We start from the raw sequence: 14,706 nt of genomic DNA, 5'->3' as shown, positions 1-14,706 counted from the left end.
TACATTTAATAAAGTATTAAAGTAATCAAGACTACAGGATAAAGAAAGTTTTTAGGCGAAAGCTACAGACAATAAGAGTTTGGAATATTTAAATCCCTGTTTATTTATGTAGATTTATACAAGTTTAGTCAGAACTAGTTGACTCTGGTGTTTGTGTCAAACGTGGTGAAAGAGTTCGCCGCCAACGCCTAAAGCTGTAGATAAGAGCAGCAAAAATTAACAAATAGGGACTGTAAACAATTAGCCAAATACTCAGCTTGAGTAAGCCAACGGAAAATCCCCTCAAAGAATGAGTAGAGTTGTTCCAAGTTTCTTGAACTTGCAAACCCAAAACAGGTTGGGGACTGGTGCTAGAAACTGCTGCTTCTAGGTTAAGCGTAATAGTGGAATATGCAACTTGATTTTGTAAGCTTTTGAGTTGGGCATCAATTTGTTCTATTGTTTGTCGGACATTACTCAGTTCTTGGGCAACACTAAGCACATCTCTCACAGAACCCGCCCGATCCATAATTTTTTGCAAATTGGCTTCAGTTTTTTGCAAATTTGTTAATCTAGCTTGGAAATCCACCAAGCGATCGCCCACATCTTCGGCAGTGATATTACGACTCTCAAGAGTGCCCAATTTCGCTAACTGTTCTAAAGTAGGTTCTAGCCGATTCTCTGGTATCCGCAATTGGATTGTTGCTGTGTAACGCGGGTTGTCGTTTTTGGGTTGTTGTTGTTTCAACCCGATTAAATCTCCTTGCTGTTGATTGATAATTTGCGAAACGGCATCAATAGTCCGATCTACAGAGTTGACAGTCAAAGAGATTGCTGCCTTTTTAATCAGTTGAGGACGAGAACGCCCTATTGGTGCAGCTTCCGCCTTTTGGGAATTATTTTCACGAGCAGCTAATTGATTTACCGCGCCATCACCTGCAATTTGAGGTGCAGATTGAGGTGCAGACTTATTTGCCATCTGTTCAGAAGAGGCGCAACTGGTGAAAATTACCCCTCCCAATAATGCACTTATAAATAAAGCAGATGTGCGTGGTAATTTCATCGAAGTGTACATAATCTACCCCCAGATAGATGAAGTTAATTCCAGTATTACCGAAGAAAAACTCAAAGCCTGGATTGTTGCGATTTATGTAACACGGTTTGTTATTTGTCCCCAGCCTCCATTACCCCTTATCCCCAGAGTTGAAAGAGATAAATTGAATGATTGATAGTTTATCTGTGTTACTCAATTTGGGGTACAATCGTAAGCCTGCCAAGAAATGATGATGCTTGCTGACAGGAGATGCTTCTATGGCCCGGATGTATTATGACGAAGATGCCAATTTAGACCTTTTGGCTGGAAAAACTATTGCTATTATCGGCTATGGTTCCCAAGGTCATGCCCACGCTCTCAATCTCAAAGATAGTGGTTTGAATGTGATTGTGGGGCTATATCCGGGTAGTAAATCAGTCGCAAAAGCTGAAGCAGCTGGGTTAACTGTGAAAAATGTTGCAGATGCTGCCAATGCTGCTGATTTCATCATGATTTTGTTACCTGATGAAGTTCAAAAAACGATTTACAAAAATGAGATTGAACCGAATCTAGAAGAAGGGAATGTCTTAGCTTTTGCCCACGGGTTTAATATTCACTTTGGGCAAGTTGTACCACCGGATAATGTAGATGTGGTGATGGTAGCACCAAAAGGCCCAGGGCATTTGGTACGGCGGACTTATGAAAGTGGTGAAGGCGTACCAGCGCTGTTTGCAGTTTATCAAGATGCCAGTGGTCAGGCACGCGATCGCGCCATGTCTTATGCTAAAGGTATTGGTGGTACTCGCGCTGGTGTTTTGGAAACGACTTTCCGCGAAGAAACCGAAACAGATTTATTTGGCGAACAAGCGGTATTGTGCGGTGGTTTGAGTGCTTTAATCAAAGCCGGATTTGAAACTTTAGTAGAAGCTGGTTATCAACCAGAATTGGCTTATTTTGAATGTCTGCATGAAGTCAAGTTGATTGTTGACTTAGTTGTGGAAGGTGGTTTAGCCAAAATGCGAGATAGCATTTCTAACACGGCAGAATATGGCGATTATACCCGTGGCCCGCGCATTGTCACCGAACAAACCAAAGCTGAAATGCAGAAGGTTCTCAGCGAAATTCAATCTGGGCAATTTGCGCGGGAATTTGTTTTGGAAAACCAATCTGGTAAACCAGGATTTACCGCCATGCGTCGCAAAGAAGCTGAACACAAAATTGAAGAAGTTGGTAAAGATTTACGCGCTATGTTTAGCTGGTTGAAAAAGGCTTAAGCATTGAAGTTGTGCCTTCTACAAGTCTAAATACACACTGGCTTAGACTTATTGTAAAAGTCGGGAAAAGGTTAAGGGGGAAAAGTGAAAAGAATAAAATTTTCCCTTTTCTTTAATTACAAATTACTTTAACCGTTTTCCTAACTCTTGCAAAAGTAATTTTTGCAAGAGACTCTATGCATTAGCAAGCATCATTTGCTTTATGTTTTGAGATAATGATAAAGACCTACTATGTTTAAATTTCTTGCGGCTTTCAAGTTTTAAACTTGGCTTAGTTAAGTTTCACTTTCGAGATAAAAGCTCTTTAACCGCTCTATACATCAACTTTTGCCGGCTCAATCTTTTGATAACTTTGACTTAGAAGCAGAGCAACTAAAACAAGAATAGCACCAATTAGACCGCGTATACCCAGATGTTCTCCAAGTAGCCAAGACGAGAAAATTGTCGTGAACAATGGCTCAAGTGTAAAAATTAAAGCAACTTCGTCAGATGAAATTCATTGCTGTGCCAATGTTTGAAGCCAGATAACAGCAGCCGTCGCTAACAACCCTAAATAAAGAATCACTCCCCAGTACTGCTGAATTAACTCAAATTGGTTAAAAATTTGTGTGTTACTCCAAAGTATCCCTACCGTTGCAATGAACAAAAGTTGAACACTAGTGAGTGTAAAAATGGGATGACGGGAGGTGACTCGCTCTAGGAAAAGTATGTAGACTGCATAGACAAAAGCATCCATAACGGTAATAGCTTTCCAAACATCCTCTAAGTGCGATCGCTATGATCGAATAAACTTCCGTACTAGCTAGAATGTTAAATAACTAGGAGCTGAGAAATGCCTAATACGCTATACGACAGCGATTTACAATTATGGATTGAGCAAATTATTCAACATTTACACAATCATGAATTTGAAGCGTTGGATCAATATCTTTGCCAAAATAAGAGGTTACAAAAATTTTGGCAAAAAAGGCAAAATGACCCATATATAAGCGTTGAGCTTACAAGTTAGGTTGGACGCTCAAACCCTTTATAGTGCGGCAATACACTAAAAAAAGCGTTGCGAGAATCCTGGATGGAATTTTTAGGACTTATTGTTTTTGCCAAACCCTACAGAAAAGAACGTTTATACATCAACATTACTCTCGTAAATTGGCAAAGGTATTGTTAGATATTGAGCATTTGATTGAAGAGCTAGTTGATTTGGGTAAGGCAGAGAAAAATGCCCTCAAAAGCAATTTGACAATTTTATTAGCGTATTTACTCAAGTTGCGAGTTCAGCATGATGTCCCTGATAGCGTGAAAGGAAGCTGGTATAGCTCAATACTGGAACATCGTCAGCGAGTTCTAAATAATTTGGCAGATACTCCTTCTCTAAAAAGTTTTCTGGTTGAGGCTGTGGAAAAAGCCTACCCAGATGCCCGCAAGCTAGCCATTAAGGAAGCTAAACTGGCTAAGTTTGGAATTCGGATACCCCAAGAAAGTGAATATCCTACCGTTTGTCCTTTTTCGATTGAGCAGATTTTAGATGAGGATTTTTACGGGCTGTAGACGATCGCTCGTTGTCAGATTGCTTTACTTTACATCTAGATAGATAGACAGCTTGACCGAAAGGTTCTACAATTTGACTGATTGTGGTGAATTTACCTATTGCCCAATCCATATAAGCATAGTAAAGATTTTCTAGTGATTCCGTTTGATTGCGGAAGCACTAAATTAATATAGGAAAGTCTTTGAGTAAAGGGCAGCAAACAAATGGATGTGAAGTTGATTCTAGCTGGATTAACAGTTATATTTACGCTTTCGTGCTTATTTTTTGGCACAAAGAATGGATTCTATGATTCAGATAACTATCATGGCAATGGCTCCGCACATTGAGATAAATCTGTAGACGCTCGATCGACTTCTCGGAGAGTGAGTTGGCTAAGAGCGCTTAAAACTTGTAAAGAAAAAAGAAATCAGAGGCAAACTCCTTGAATTACTAGTTTGATAGCTTCTTGTTAGCCCACCTTTCCGAACAGTGCGGGTTCGGTGCAGGCGTCCTCCCCAATCAAAAATCCGTATTCTCAGGGTGTAGGGGCGCACGATAATACTTACCCCTAAGTCACAAAAGCAAAATTTGTGTAACTTTTGGCTTTTGAGATATGTCCATGATGATGAGGTTTGATGAGGGGAGGAGAGCATGAGGGATAATCTATCGGCATCCTCTCGCGCAGATGCTGCGGAAACGGGTAGTGAATTAGAATGTTTGCCCTATAGTGTCCAGCATGACAATGAGGGCGTGTGTTTATTGGTGAAAATGGGGCCACACCGCATTCTGTTGGACTGTGGTTTAGAAGATATTTCATCGCTGGCTAAGGGGCTTAATAAGTCGGTACATGGAAGTAGTTCGCCCCTACCAGCAGATTTAGTTTTGATTACTCACGCCCACCCAGATCACGCTAAAGGCTTACTGGCGCTGCATAAAACTTATCCAAAGTTACCTATTTATGGTAGTGAGGTAACTAGCAAGTTACTACCACTGAATTGGGTAGACGAAGACCCGAAGGAAATTTCCCAATTTTGTCACGCCTTGCCATTGCGATCGCCTGTAGAATTCCAAGATGGTTTGGTAGTAGAATTATTTCCCGCAGGGCATTTACCAGGAGCAGTAGCAATTCTCCTGACTTACACCACCCAGCAGCGTATTTACAAGCTACTGTATACAGGGGACTTTTTCTTATCAAACTCCCGACTAGTAGAAGGTTTGCGTTTAGAGGAACTGCGGGGTTTAGACTTGGATGTGCTAATCATTGAAGGTAGTTATGGCACATCCCGTTATCCGCACCGCCGCAACCAAGAAAATCAACTAGCCGAGCGAATTAATCGAGCGATCGCTGACAATTGTTCTGTAATCCTTCCTACCCCGGCTTTAGGATTAGGTCAAGAATTATTAATGCTCTTGCGATCGCATCACCACTTCACCGGACGAGATTTAGATATTTGGGTAGATGGTGCTGTCGCCACTGGATGTGATGCATATCTTGAACTGCTACCCCATCTCCCCCCATCAGTGCAGAACTTTGCCCGCCATCAACCCTTGTTTTGGGATGAACGGGTACGTCCCCGCGTGCGTCGTCTACAACCAGAACATCGTCCCAGTGTAGGTAAGTCACCTTGTATTGTCCTCACCGACTCGACATCTGATTTAGGCGAACACTGCCAATTAGACACCGGGCCTTGGCTGATTCTCCTACCAGAAAAAATTGATATAAAAGTTAACAAAGAATATTTAGCGCCAACTACTCTGGAAACTTATCTTTTAGCTCAACATAGCGATGGCCCTGGTACTACGCAGCTAATTCATAATTTGCGACCCCAGCACGTGATTTTTGTCCACGGTTCCCCTGCCTACTTGGCAGACTTGACTAGCTTAGAGGAGTTGCAAAACCGCTACCACGTACATTCTCCGGCGGCTGATACCTTAGTAGAACTGCCCATCGGCGACACATTTTTACAACCAGCAGCACCAGAGACTAACTATGAAGGCGAACTGACAGAGTTAGGAACAGTAATCACAATTACCCTACAGAATGTGATTACTGCCGATCAGCGTTGGCGGCAATTTGCTGATACTGGTTTAATCGAAGCTCGTTGGCAAGGGGAAGAATTAGTCTTAAGGGGCTTGTCTCAACGAGAACTGCTCAATCAAAATAGCGATCGCTATACATGGGCAGATGTAGACTGTTGTGGTACTTGCCTACATCAAAGGGGGCAGCGGTGTTGGAATCCCGCTTCCCCGTTGTATAACTTTAAGGTAACTCTCGAAGGTTACTGTCCTGCCTTTGAAGGTTTATCTAGTCCTGAGTCCTGAGTCCTGAGTTCTGAGTTAGGATTTATTACTCAGCACCCGATACTCAGCACTCAGCACTGATTATTTATTCTGGGTTCGAGTCATTATAACGATTGTGAATGCGCTCTGCTTCGGGACAATCTTCAGTCATTAGAGGTTCTACATTACCACGTGGTACTGAAGCCAATTTTTGCGTTACAGCACCAATGCTCTCAAGGCGAACCATTTCCTCCCAAGAGCAAACTTCGTCCTCTTCTTCTGTTTCATAGCGTAGGGTCACTAAATCTCCCTCTATGTCTATGATGCGGGCGCGTTCAATCCAGCGTTGCTGGTCCCGCAAGAAAACACATACCTCGCGCCCATCGCAACACAGTTGATAAATCTTGCGGTGTAGCATGTATTGTTTCTGCCTTTTTAAACAACGTAGTTAAACCTGTCAAATTCTGGGTTCTACCCCATTACATTACACCTTTAAGAGGTTAATTTCACTGTTTTGAACAAGTACGCTTCATCACCCAATCCTAATATTTGCTGCTAATTGTCAAAATATCAGGATAACATTGGGTCATAAACCAGATGCTCTAGCAATGAACTCAATCTCACTCCGGTTTATTCTAAGGAATGTCTGCTTCGATAAAAGTCAAACAATTCGGTACCTGTCCTAACCAGGTTTATATTTGTTGGTGAGCCATTCTTACCATTATGTAATAAAGAATACTCGAAAACAATCGTTGATTGCGGTTGTTTAATTTGCCTACTTTTAATCATTGGCATTACTGGGAAGTCCGGGGACTTGGCTTTACTTTTACCCACTTGTATCTGATCTTAACTCATTCTCTTGCTGACCTTGATACTTTTCAACAACAACACCCAAATAGTTTTGAGTTTTTCAGGCAAAAACCTGAAAAAAGGCAACAGAGTTAGGGAAGAGGTGGAGGCAAAAGACCATGAGAAAATTCTACTCCATAAGTCTCAGGAGGATTTATGTGGTAAAGGAAATTCTATAAGTAGGTTCGATGAGGATGCTTCTCGTTTAATTTTTCCGGCGCGAACTGCATCGTATAGGGCTGCAAGGTCTGGCAAATCCTCTGACTGATAGCACTTAGTAGCTAGCACTTGCTGGAGTAAACCCTCAGATTCAACACTAAGATATCCAGTTTGGAAAGCAGATGCAATAATTGTGCGAATCATCTTGATTAGGGCAGAGTGAGCAAATTCTTAATTCTAGTGTGGAACATTTTCCTCTGTTGCTAATTGATATGAAACATTAACACTGTGTGATTAGTATTACGCTCAACCAGTGATTTATATCACAAGATGAGTTTTCGATACTCTAATATACACAGATAAAAGGGCAGAGGAATTTTCGGCATCAACAAAATTAAAATACAACAATTTTTTTTAAAGCATCGACAAAATTTAATGAAGCATCAACAATCAAGCAAAAAACTGGCGAAAATCTTCATCTTTTTGACTTAATTGCACCCAGTCTAAGTTTAAAGATTGGAATTTTTGCACCAAGCGATCGCAAGCCGGACGTTCGGTAGCGTAATGTCCAGCATCGATTAAAATGAGATTGCAATCGCGGCTTTCTTGAAACTGATGGAATTTACAATCAGAAGTCAGATAAGCTTGAGCACCTGTTTTAAGGACGGCTGAAATGTAACTAGCCCCCGAACCACCTAAAACAGCAACTCGTGAAATTGTTTGCTGTAAATCAGCAGTTGGAGAAAAAATCAAATTAGGAGGAGAAAGTTGGGTTTGAATGGTTGTAAGCAATTCCTGTAATGTTAGAAATGGCTCTAGCAACCCAACACGACCATATCCTAATCCGGCTTGTGTAAGTTCTATAGGAGTAACTTCTTTGAGTTCTAAAATTTGAGCTAACACGTCAGCAGTCCCATCTTGCACTTGGTCAAAATTCGTGTGAGCAGTGTAAATACCAATATTGTGGGTAAAGGCTAACCGTACCATTTCGGCGATCGCTTCACCAGTGCGTAAAGATTTGAGAGGATGAAAAATCAATGGGTGATGGGCAAATATCAGATTAGCATTTAGAGCGATCGCTTCCTGCATTACCGCCAAAGTCGGTGTTAAACACACCAAAACCCGTGTTTTTTCTTGCAAAATACCTGGCTCAATTTGCCAGCCACAATTATCCCAGCTTTCACACCAAGCGGGATTCGCCCATGCTTCAAACCAAGTAATTAAATCAGCAATTTTCATAATTATTTTCTTCAGCAATTTTTAATTACTAATCAGCGTTTCTGTGGTTGAATATTTAATTTTAATGCTAATTGCTGGCGCATTTCCTGAAAAGGTTTGTTCCATACAGGGCTAGCATTCCAGTCCCATACTGCTACTGGAATCAGTTGTTCTTCAGCAAGAGAAGTTAAGAGACGGTATTCATCTTCTGGTTCGCGAGAAAAGGTGAAGGGGTTGCGGTAGCCCGTATCACACAGTTTATAAGATACGACCTGACCATGATTAATACGTTGTAAAATTTCTTTACCTTTGATAAGCAAATAATCCAAAAACAACAAACTAAAAGGCTCTATATGTGCGCGTTTTTGTGGTTCTTTTTGTACCCATCTTGCCCACTCAAATCCATACATAAAATCATGAACATAACGAAAGCGTATTTCTGTTTTATTTCCAAACATTTCTGTTAGACAAACCATCTTCTCACCAAAAATTTTTAAGAACGCAATAGCACCTTCATCAGCATTTAAAGCTTGTCTAAGCATACTATTTACCAGAAAATCAAAATCCCAGAAGATGTTTTCTGGAAAATTTTGCAACTGAGTACGAACTATATTTTCTAGAGTTGCTTGAATAGTTGTGATAATTTGAATATCAGTGTTTTGTTCTGCAATCAAATTTTCTAATTCTGCAAAGCTGGTAATAAATGTTTTTTTAGGACTAAGTGATAATAAATTAACAGACTGTTGGGCAAGTATTTCATCAATAAGTTTAAATGTATGAGTTGGCGTTAGTTTTTGCTTCATAGTAATTGAAATAGCCCATACAGCTTACACTAAATACTAGTGTATATTCCTCAAAATAAATTATTTAATAATTACAAATAAACTTAACTTTTAAATTTACAAATTTACATGAACTTTTGAATATGTATCTAGTTAGTTTTTCGCTCAATATTTTGAGGAGAAAATTACCACAACAAAATTTATTTAATCTATCTCAATCAGTGCAAGTTTCAGAGATTATACCCAAAATAACCATATTTAAACCTTACAAAACTGCACCTCAAATAAAACTTGAGAATCTGCTATCCAGATATGTGAACAACCAATTCTCTGGAATGATTGCGTTGGCGGTGTTCCCAAATATAAATTCCCTGCCAAGTTCCCAGTACCAAGTGACCGCGATTAATAGGTATATGCTCAGAAGTATGAGTGAGTACAGTACGGATGTGTGCTGGCATATCATCAGCGCCTTCTGCATCGTGAATGTATCTACCTGCTTCTGGGACAAGTTTTGCCATAAAATTAGCTAGATCCACAAGAACATCAGGATCGGCATTTTCTTGGATCACTAAACTGGCTGAAGTGTGCCGCAAAAATAAAGTACAAAGACCAGTTTCAACCCTTGATTCGGCAACTGCGGCTGCAATTTGTGTAGTGATGTTGTAAAAAGATTTGCCAGTGGTGGAAATTTTTAGTAACTTTTGGTAGTGAGTCATTTAAAACAGTAATTATTGATGATAGTATTTGTACTTTGGGAATGAAATAAACTGTTACTTGATGTAACAAGGCAACAAAGCTGATTCTGGCAATTACAAAAGTAGTATATCTCAAGGATTGAGATGTATCGTCTACTTACTTCTGATTTTTATTATAAGTCTCTCCCAAGTTAACTAACATCTATGACTATTATTAGAGATTATATTATTAGTTTATATTCATTTAAATAACTTTATTTGGTGTGTAAATAATTGAGAACAGCTTTAGTGATCGCTTCATTACCATCCTTAGCAATTGGTTGAGATTGCTTTGGTAGTTGGGGTAACTCATAAAGAAAATTCCAAGTACCTTGAAAAAATTCAGATGGGGTAATAATTTGATGCTGATTATAATCAGTTATACCTTTTAGGATAATAGTTGCTTCGGCAAAGTCTTCACGCGGTATGGTGACAATTGGTACTCCTAGTATCGTGGCTTCAGAAAAAGTACTATAACCAGGTTTAGAGACGACTCGCCCACAAATAGGCATAAAATCTACAGGACGATATTTATGGTCATTAATTTTCACTAAATTAGGTAAATCAGGGGCAGATTGATCGAATACGATAAATTGCCAATCTGGAAATCGCTGTAGGTTATCATAAGGAATTTGCTGTAAACCCAACCCGCCAAAGGTCAACAAAATAGTTTTTTCGACTGGTGCAGTTATTCCCCAAAGAGAACGTAAATCATCAGCAGAGTAACGGGGGGAACCGCCTGTTAAGCCGACATCTGTGATATTGTTAAAAGCTGGCATTGCTTCGTGGAAAGGGAGACGAAATAGGCGATCGCACTTTGAATACCAATCACTAATCCAATCTGCAACTGCGATAAATTCACCTCCCCAATCTCGGTAGATAAAGTCCCAGCCGAAGTTACTCATCATCCAGCAGGGAATATTTGCAGCTTTGGCAAACCCAGAAGCGAGGAAGGGAATATCTGCCAAAATAAGATTAACGCGATTTTGGCGGATAAAATTCACTTCTGAGGCAATCAGCGAATTTTGATGCTTCTTAATATCCAGCAACTTTTCTAAAGTCGCTACTTTATCCATTGTTAAACTATCCGTTTGCACCACACCTAAATCAAATGCACGAGGACGATAGATAAAATCGCCTTCTATATAGCACTCTAGCAACCAGCGTGGGGCAGTACTCACCACAATTAGCAGAACTTCTGGACATAATTTTTGAATGGTTGCGGCTACAGAAGCCGTGCGGGTAGCGTGACCAAAGCCGTGGTTAGTTATCGCTAAATATAAAATTGGGCGTTCTATTTTCAAGTTAGGAGTCATTCAATTTCGGATTTTAGATTGACGGAAAAATCTTAAATTGATAGATTTGTGAGTGAAAATTATAATTTTCACTCACATTTATAACTTACAATTCCTAACTTTTAATTAATCTTGCAAAAATTTTGAATCGTCTCAACCAATAAATCGATTTCTGATTCTGAAGTAAAGTAATGAACGCTAACGCGTATACAGCTAGGATCGGCAATTGTCCGAGTTAATATCCTTTGTGAGTCTAAAAATTGTACCAACTTCAAATGAGCTTGAGGCTGATTATTTGCAAGTTGGAAGGAAATTATACCGCTTTCGGGTGGGGAAGTTCGCAAACATTTAATATCGGATAACGCTATCAATTGTCGCCAGAGGTACTCACTGTTATGGCAAATTTGCTCGTAACGTTCCTGTGACGTTCCCCATTGCTGATGAGTTGCGATCGCTTCCTTTAACCCAAGATACAACGGATAAGCTAATGTAGACACTTCGTATCGTCGCCCATCTGGGAGCCAATCCACAGGCTGAGATTGACTATCCACAACAATACCATTCAAGCCAATAAACGTAGGTTTCAGGCTTTCTCGTGCTTCTGGGCGCACATACAAACCACCAGCACCCGCAGGGCCACATAACCATTTGTGACCAGTGAAAGCATAAAAATCTACTCCCAATTCAGTTAAGTTTAAAGGCAATAAACCAACAGATTGGGCAGCATCTATTAATAGTGCAGAATGATTATCTCTGCATACTTCGGCAATTTTAGCAAGAGGTAAAACTTGACCAGTATTCCAGAAAACATGACTCAATATTACTAGGCGGGTATTGGAGCGCAAATGCTGGGCAATGATGCTTACAGGGTCGCCCTCATTTAAAGTCGCTTTTAGGGGACAAGTGGTAACTTCTACAGCAAATCTCCGCGAGATTTCCCCAGCTGTAGCAATCACGCCTGGATGTTCGCAGTCTGAGAGCAGTAGATGGTCGCCAGCACGCCACTCGATACCCCACATGGCAATATTACAGCCAACAGTAACATTTTGGGTGAGAGTAATTGTTTGGCTTGGTGCATTTAACTCCGAAGCGATCGCTTCTCTTGCGGCTTGAGTCTGGGGTGCTATCCAGCCATACGCCTCATTACCAAAGGGGCCTATTTGCTGAACATAAGCTTGAGTTTCGGCGATCGCATCCATTGCCTTTTGCGGCATTGGCCCTTGTCCCCCATAGTTAAAATAAGCCTTATTCCCCAAAGCCGGAAATTGCTCTCGATGGCTATGCAACCTGGTTTGTGCGATAGAAGTATTGGTCATAACGATTTTAGATTAGTCATTAGTCATTGCTATTGGGCATGGTGCAGGAGGAATAGAGTGAAGTTTTAAACTTAGTTGATGAGTATCAGAGATTCATTAATAGAGTTCAAAGACTCATCGACGAAGCTTTGAGGTTCATCGACGAAGCTTTGAGGTTCATCGACGAAGCTCTGAGGTTCATCGACGAAGCTCTGAGGTTCATCGACGAGTATTAAAGCCTCATTAACGAAGTTCATAGCTCGATTAACGAGTCCCATTTATACCAATTCGCTAAATTATAGGTACTGACCTCTGCTCCCCCATCCCCCTAATCTCTTTGATTCTCCCACTTCATTATTACCCGCATTTCTCACAAGCTTGAAATGCAGAGGTGCAGAAAGGCAGAGGGGAAAGAACTTGTACAATAACTCTCCTCTGCTCCCCTGCACAATGTTTTGAGAGATGAAGTGAAAAATCTGGGATTAGTTGTAGTTGTCTGAATTACTCCCACAGTGCCGTAATTATTGTTAACTTAAAAGGATGCTAATCAATGCTGAACTCCTACTGCAATATCAACGCTGTAAACGCCGACCTTTTCTAGATATCCACGGTGACAAAAGTCAGCGCGATGCTCCTAATGAGTTGCTACGAAAATTGCAACAGGATAAAATCGCTCATCAGTTGAGTGCTATAGCACAGATAACTTATCATCAACCAGATTATCCTTATGGAAACTGGGAAAAGGGAGAGAAAGCAACTTTAGAATTGATGCAGCGTGGGGTTGAGTACATCTACAAAGGAGTACTGTTAGCAAATTATTCGGAAGCAGACACTCTGCTAAGTCGTCCAGATTTACTCGTCAAACAACCGGGACAATCCCATTTTGGAGATTGGATCTACGTCCCCGCTAGTATTGAACTGGGTAAGCGCCCGAAGCAAGAATATCAGGTTGTCGCTGCATTTCATGTCCAAGTGTTGACAACAGTGCAGGGAGTTGCACCTGAAACAGCTTTGCTGATATTGCGAACCAAAAATACAAATTATGCAGTGGATTTGTGCAAATGGATACCACGAATGCAGCAGATTTTGGATGAGTTTATTCAAGTTTTAGAGTTACCGAATCCGCCAGAGGTATTTATCTCTCGCCAAAAGTGCAATTTTTGCCATTGGTATAGTGAATGTTATGCGATCGCTCAATCTGAAAAACATCTCTCACTGCTACCAGGTGTAACACCCCTTCGCTACACTCAACTCCAAGCCTTAGACATTAACACACTGGAATCTCTTGCTAACATCAGTCCTAGCAGCTTAGAAAACCTACTTGGTTTTGACAGCCAAGTAGCGCCAAAATTGGTAGTGCAAGCTCAATCTGCACTAGAAAAACGACCGTTGATTTTACCCTACCCGCTACCAAAAAAAGATATTACATTCACAGCGCCCATAGAGATTTATTTTGATATTGAAGCCCAGCCAGACTTAGATTTAGATTATCTTTTAGGAGTTTTGGTTGTTAATAGACAAAATAATACAGAACAATTTTATTCCTTTTTAGCAGACAAACCAGAAGACGAAGAATTAGTTTGGCAGCAATTTTTGGATTTGGTTTGGCAATATCCCGAAGCGCCAATTTATCATTTTTGTGTCTACGAGTTTGATACAGTCAAACGGTTGGCAAAACTTTACGGCACTCCACATTCTTTAGTGCGTCCTGTACTGAATCGATTTGTGGATGTATATGAGCAATTAACCGAAAGTGTAGCATTGCCCGTAGAAAGCTATGCCTTGAAAGCGATCGCTCGTTGGATCGGGTTTGAGTGGCGTGACAAAGAAGCCAGTGGTGCTAAGTGTATTTACTGGTACGATCAATGGTTAGAAACAGGCGATCGCACCTTATTAGAAATTATCCAACGCTACAACGAAGATGACTGCCGCGCCACTCATAAAGTCAAAGATTGGCTTGTCAACTTTTTCCAAGATGAATATGGTTTGCGACTTGCTTAATGAGTGCTGAGTACTTGTACTATTTCTTTGTGAGACTGCGCCAAACTTTTTAACTTCATTTGTTTGTGTCCTTCTCTACAAGACACTACGCCTAGCTTGCTTATCCGTATGAGTATGTGATTCGTTTCTATTTTTCGTACTTAAATTTAATATGGTTTAGCACATCTCAGAACTATAGGAATCATATTTGATTTTTGAACAAGACGAAGAGAGAATACGGAGTGGGGTACAAGTCTAACAGGAAACAATGATAAGTCAGCATTTCCAAGCTGCCACACT

At 40.5% G+C, this 14,706-nt stretch carries 17 protein-coding genes; 6 read left to right on the top strand and 11 right to left on the bottom strand.

Annotated elements, in window-relative coordinates; genetic code table 11:
• Window positions 1-124: 124 nt before the first annotated feature.
• The gene (locus V7K79_RS26865; protein ID WP_335052113.1) at window positions 125-1,054 is read right to left on the bottom strand and encodes a DUF4349 domain-containing protein; all 930 of its coding nucleotides are present in this window, start codon (window positions 1,052-1,054) and stop codon (window positions 125-127) included.
• Here V7K79_RS26865 and V7K79_RS26860 point away from each other — a divergent pair.
• Both V7K79_RS26860 and ilvC read left to right on the top strand, forming a co-directional pair.
• A complete protein-coding gene (locus tag V7K79_RS26860; RefSeq protein ID WP_335052138.1) occupies window positions 981-1,208 on the top strand; it encodes a hypothetical protein in 228 nt (75 codons plus the stop codon). The genes V7K79_RS26865 and V7K79_RS26860 overlap by 74 nt on opposite strands.
• A gap of 82 nt (window positions 1,209-1,290) precedes the next feature.
• The gene (gene ilvC / locus V7K79_RS26855) at window positions 1,291-2,286 is read left to right on the top strand and encodes a ketol-acid reductoisomerase (protein WP_335052111.1); all 996 of its coding nucleotides are present in this window, start codon (window positions 1,291-1,293) and stop codon (window positions 2,284-2,286) included.
• A gap of 313 nt (window positions 2,287-2,599) precedes the next feature.
• Here ilvC and V7K79_RS26850 read toward each other — a convergent pair whose 3' ends face one another.
• Complete coding sequence (locus V7K79_RS26850) at window positions 2,600-2,782, bottom strand: EamA family transporter (RefSeq protein WP_335052134.1); 183 nt, start codon at window positions 2,780-2,782, stop codon at window positions 2,600-2,602.
• Complete coding sequence (locus tag V7K79_RS26845) at window positions 2,783-3,022, bottom strand: EamA family transporter (RefSeq protein ID WP_335052109.1); 240 nt, start codon at window positions 3,020-3,022, stop codon at window positions 2,783-2,785.
• A gap of 96 nt (window positions 3,023-3,118) precedes the next feature.
• Between V7K79_RS26845 and V7K79_RS26840 the strand changes: the two genes are divergently transcribed.
• From V7K79_RS26840 to V7K79_RS26830, 3 genes are all read left to right on the top strand, one after another.
• Window positions 3,119-3,295: a hypothetical protein gene (locus tag V7K79_RS26840; RefSeq protein WP_335052107.1), complete on the top strand. Its 177-nt coding sequence runs from the start codon at window positions 3,119-3,121 to the stop codon at window positions 3,293-3,295.
• 140 nt (window positions 3,296-3,435) lie between these two features.
• Window positions 3,436-3,834 (top strand): DUF29 domain-containing protein, encoded by a 399-nt coding sequence (locus tag V7K79_RS26835; protein WP_335052105.1) that lies wholly within the window; start codon window positions 3,436-3,438, stop codon window positions 3,832-3,834.
• Between the two features lie 631 nt (window positions 3,835-4,465).
• Window positions 4,466-6,136, top strand: a complete 1,671-nt coding sequence (locus V7K79_RS26830; protein ID WP_335052103.1) for an MBL fold metallo-hydrolase — start codon at window positions 4,466-4,468, stop codon at window positions 6,134-6,136.
• 64 nt (window positions 6,137-6,200) lie between these two features.
• Here the strand turns inward: V7K79_RS26830 and V7K79_RS26825 are convergent, their stop codons facing one another.
• The 8 genes from V7K79_RS26825 to V7K79_RS26790 all read right to left on the bottom strand — a co-directional run bounded on the left by V7K79_RS26825 (window position 6,201) and on the right by V7K79_RS26790 (window position 12,683).
• The gene (locus tag V7K79_RS26825) at window positions 6,201-6,512 is read right to left on the bottom strand and encodes a DUF6679 family protein (RefSeq protein WP_335052101.1); all 312 of its coding nucleotides are present in this window, start codon (window positions 6,510-6,512) and stop codon (window positions 6,201-6,203) included.
• 575 nt (window positions 6,513-7,087) lie between these two features.
• Window positions 7,088-7,306 (bottom strand): hypothetical protein, encoded by a 219-nt coding sequence (locus V7K79_RS26820; RefSeq protein WP_335052099.1) that lies wholly within the window; start codon window positions 7,304-7,306, stop codon window positions 7,088-7,090.
• Between the two features lie 246 nt (window positions 7,307-7,552).
• Window positions 7,553-8,341, bottom strand: coding sequence for a Nif3-like dinuclear metal center hexameric protein (locus tag V7K79_RS26815; RefSeq protein ID WP_335052097.1), 789 nt, complete (start codon window positions 8,339-8,341; stop codon window positions 7,553-7,555).
• 32 nt (window positions 8,342-8,373) lie between these two features.
• Window positions 8,374-9,123, bottom strand: coding sequence for a hypothetical protein (locus tag V7K79_RS26810; protein ID WP_335052095.1), 750 nt, complete (start codon window positions 9,121-9,123; stop codon window positions 8,374-8,376).
• A gap of 281 nt (window positions 9,124-9,404) precedes the next feature.
• Window positions 9,405-9,818, bottom strand: coding sequence for a secondary thiamine-phosphate synthase enzyme YjbQ (locus V7K79_RS26805; protein WP_335052093.1), 414 nt, complete (start codon window positions 9,816-9,818; stop codon window positions 9,405-9,407).
• A gap of 233 nt (window positions 9,819-10,051) precedes the next feature.
• Window positions 10,052-11,134 carry a glycosyl transferase gene (locus V7K79_RS26800; RefSeq protein WP_335052132.1) on the bottom strand — a complete coding sequence of 361 codons (1,083 nt, stop codon included), beginning with the start codon at window positions 11,132-11,134 and terminating at the stop codon, window positions 10,052-10,054.
• A 119-nt stretch (window positions 11,135-11,253) separates the two neighbouring features.
• Window positions 11,254-12,447, bottom strand: a complete 1,194-nt coding sequence (locus V7K79_RS26795; protein ID WP_335052091.1) for an aminotransferase class V-fold PLP-dependent enzyme — start codon at window positions 12,445-12,447, stop codon at window positions 11,254-11,256.
• 71 nt (window positions 12,448-12,518) lie between these two features.
• Complete coding sequence (locus V7K79_RS26790; protein WP_335052089.1) at window positions 12,519-12,683, bottom strand: hypothetical protein; 165 nt, start codon at window positions 12,681-12,683, stop codon at window positions 12,519-12,521.
• Between the two features lie 283 nt (window positions 12,684-12,966).
• Between V7K79_RS26790 and V7K79_RS26785 the strand changes: the two genes are divergently transcribed.
• Window positions 12,967-14,427, top strand: a complete 1,461-nt coding sequence (locus tag V7K79_RS26785; RefSeq protein WP_335052087.1) for a TM0106 family RecB-like putative nuclease — start codon at window positions 12,967-12,969, stop codon at window positions 14,425-14,427.
• Window positions 14,428-14,706: the final 279 nt, after the last annotated feature.

The organism is Nostoc sp., from assembly GCF_036917575.1.
Classification (GTDB): Bacteria; Cyanobacteriota; Cyanobacteriia; order Cyanobacteriales; family Nostocaceae; genus Nostoc.
This window is presented reverse-complemented; position numbering and strand designations above follow the sequence as displayed.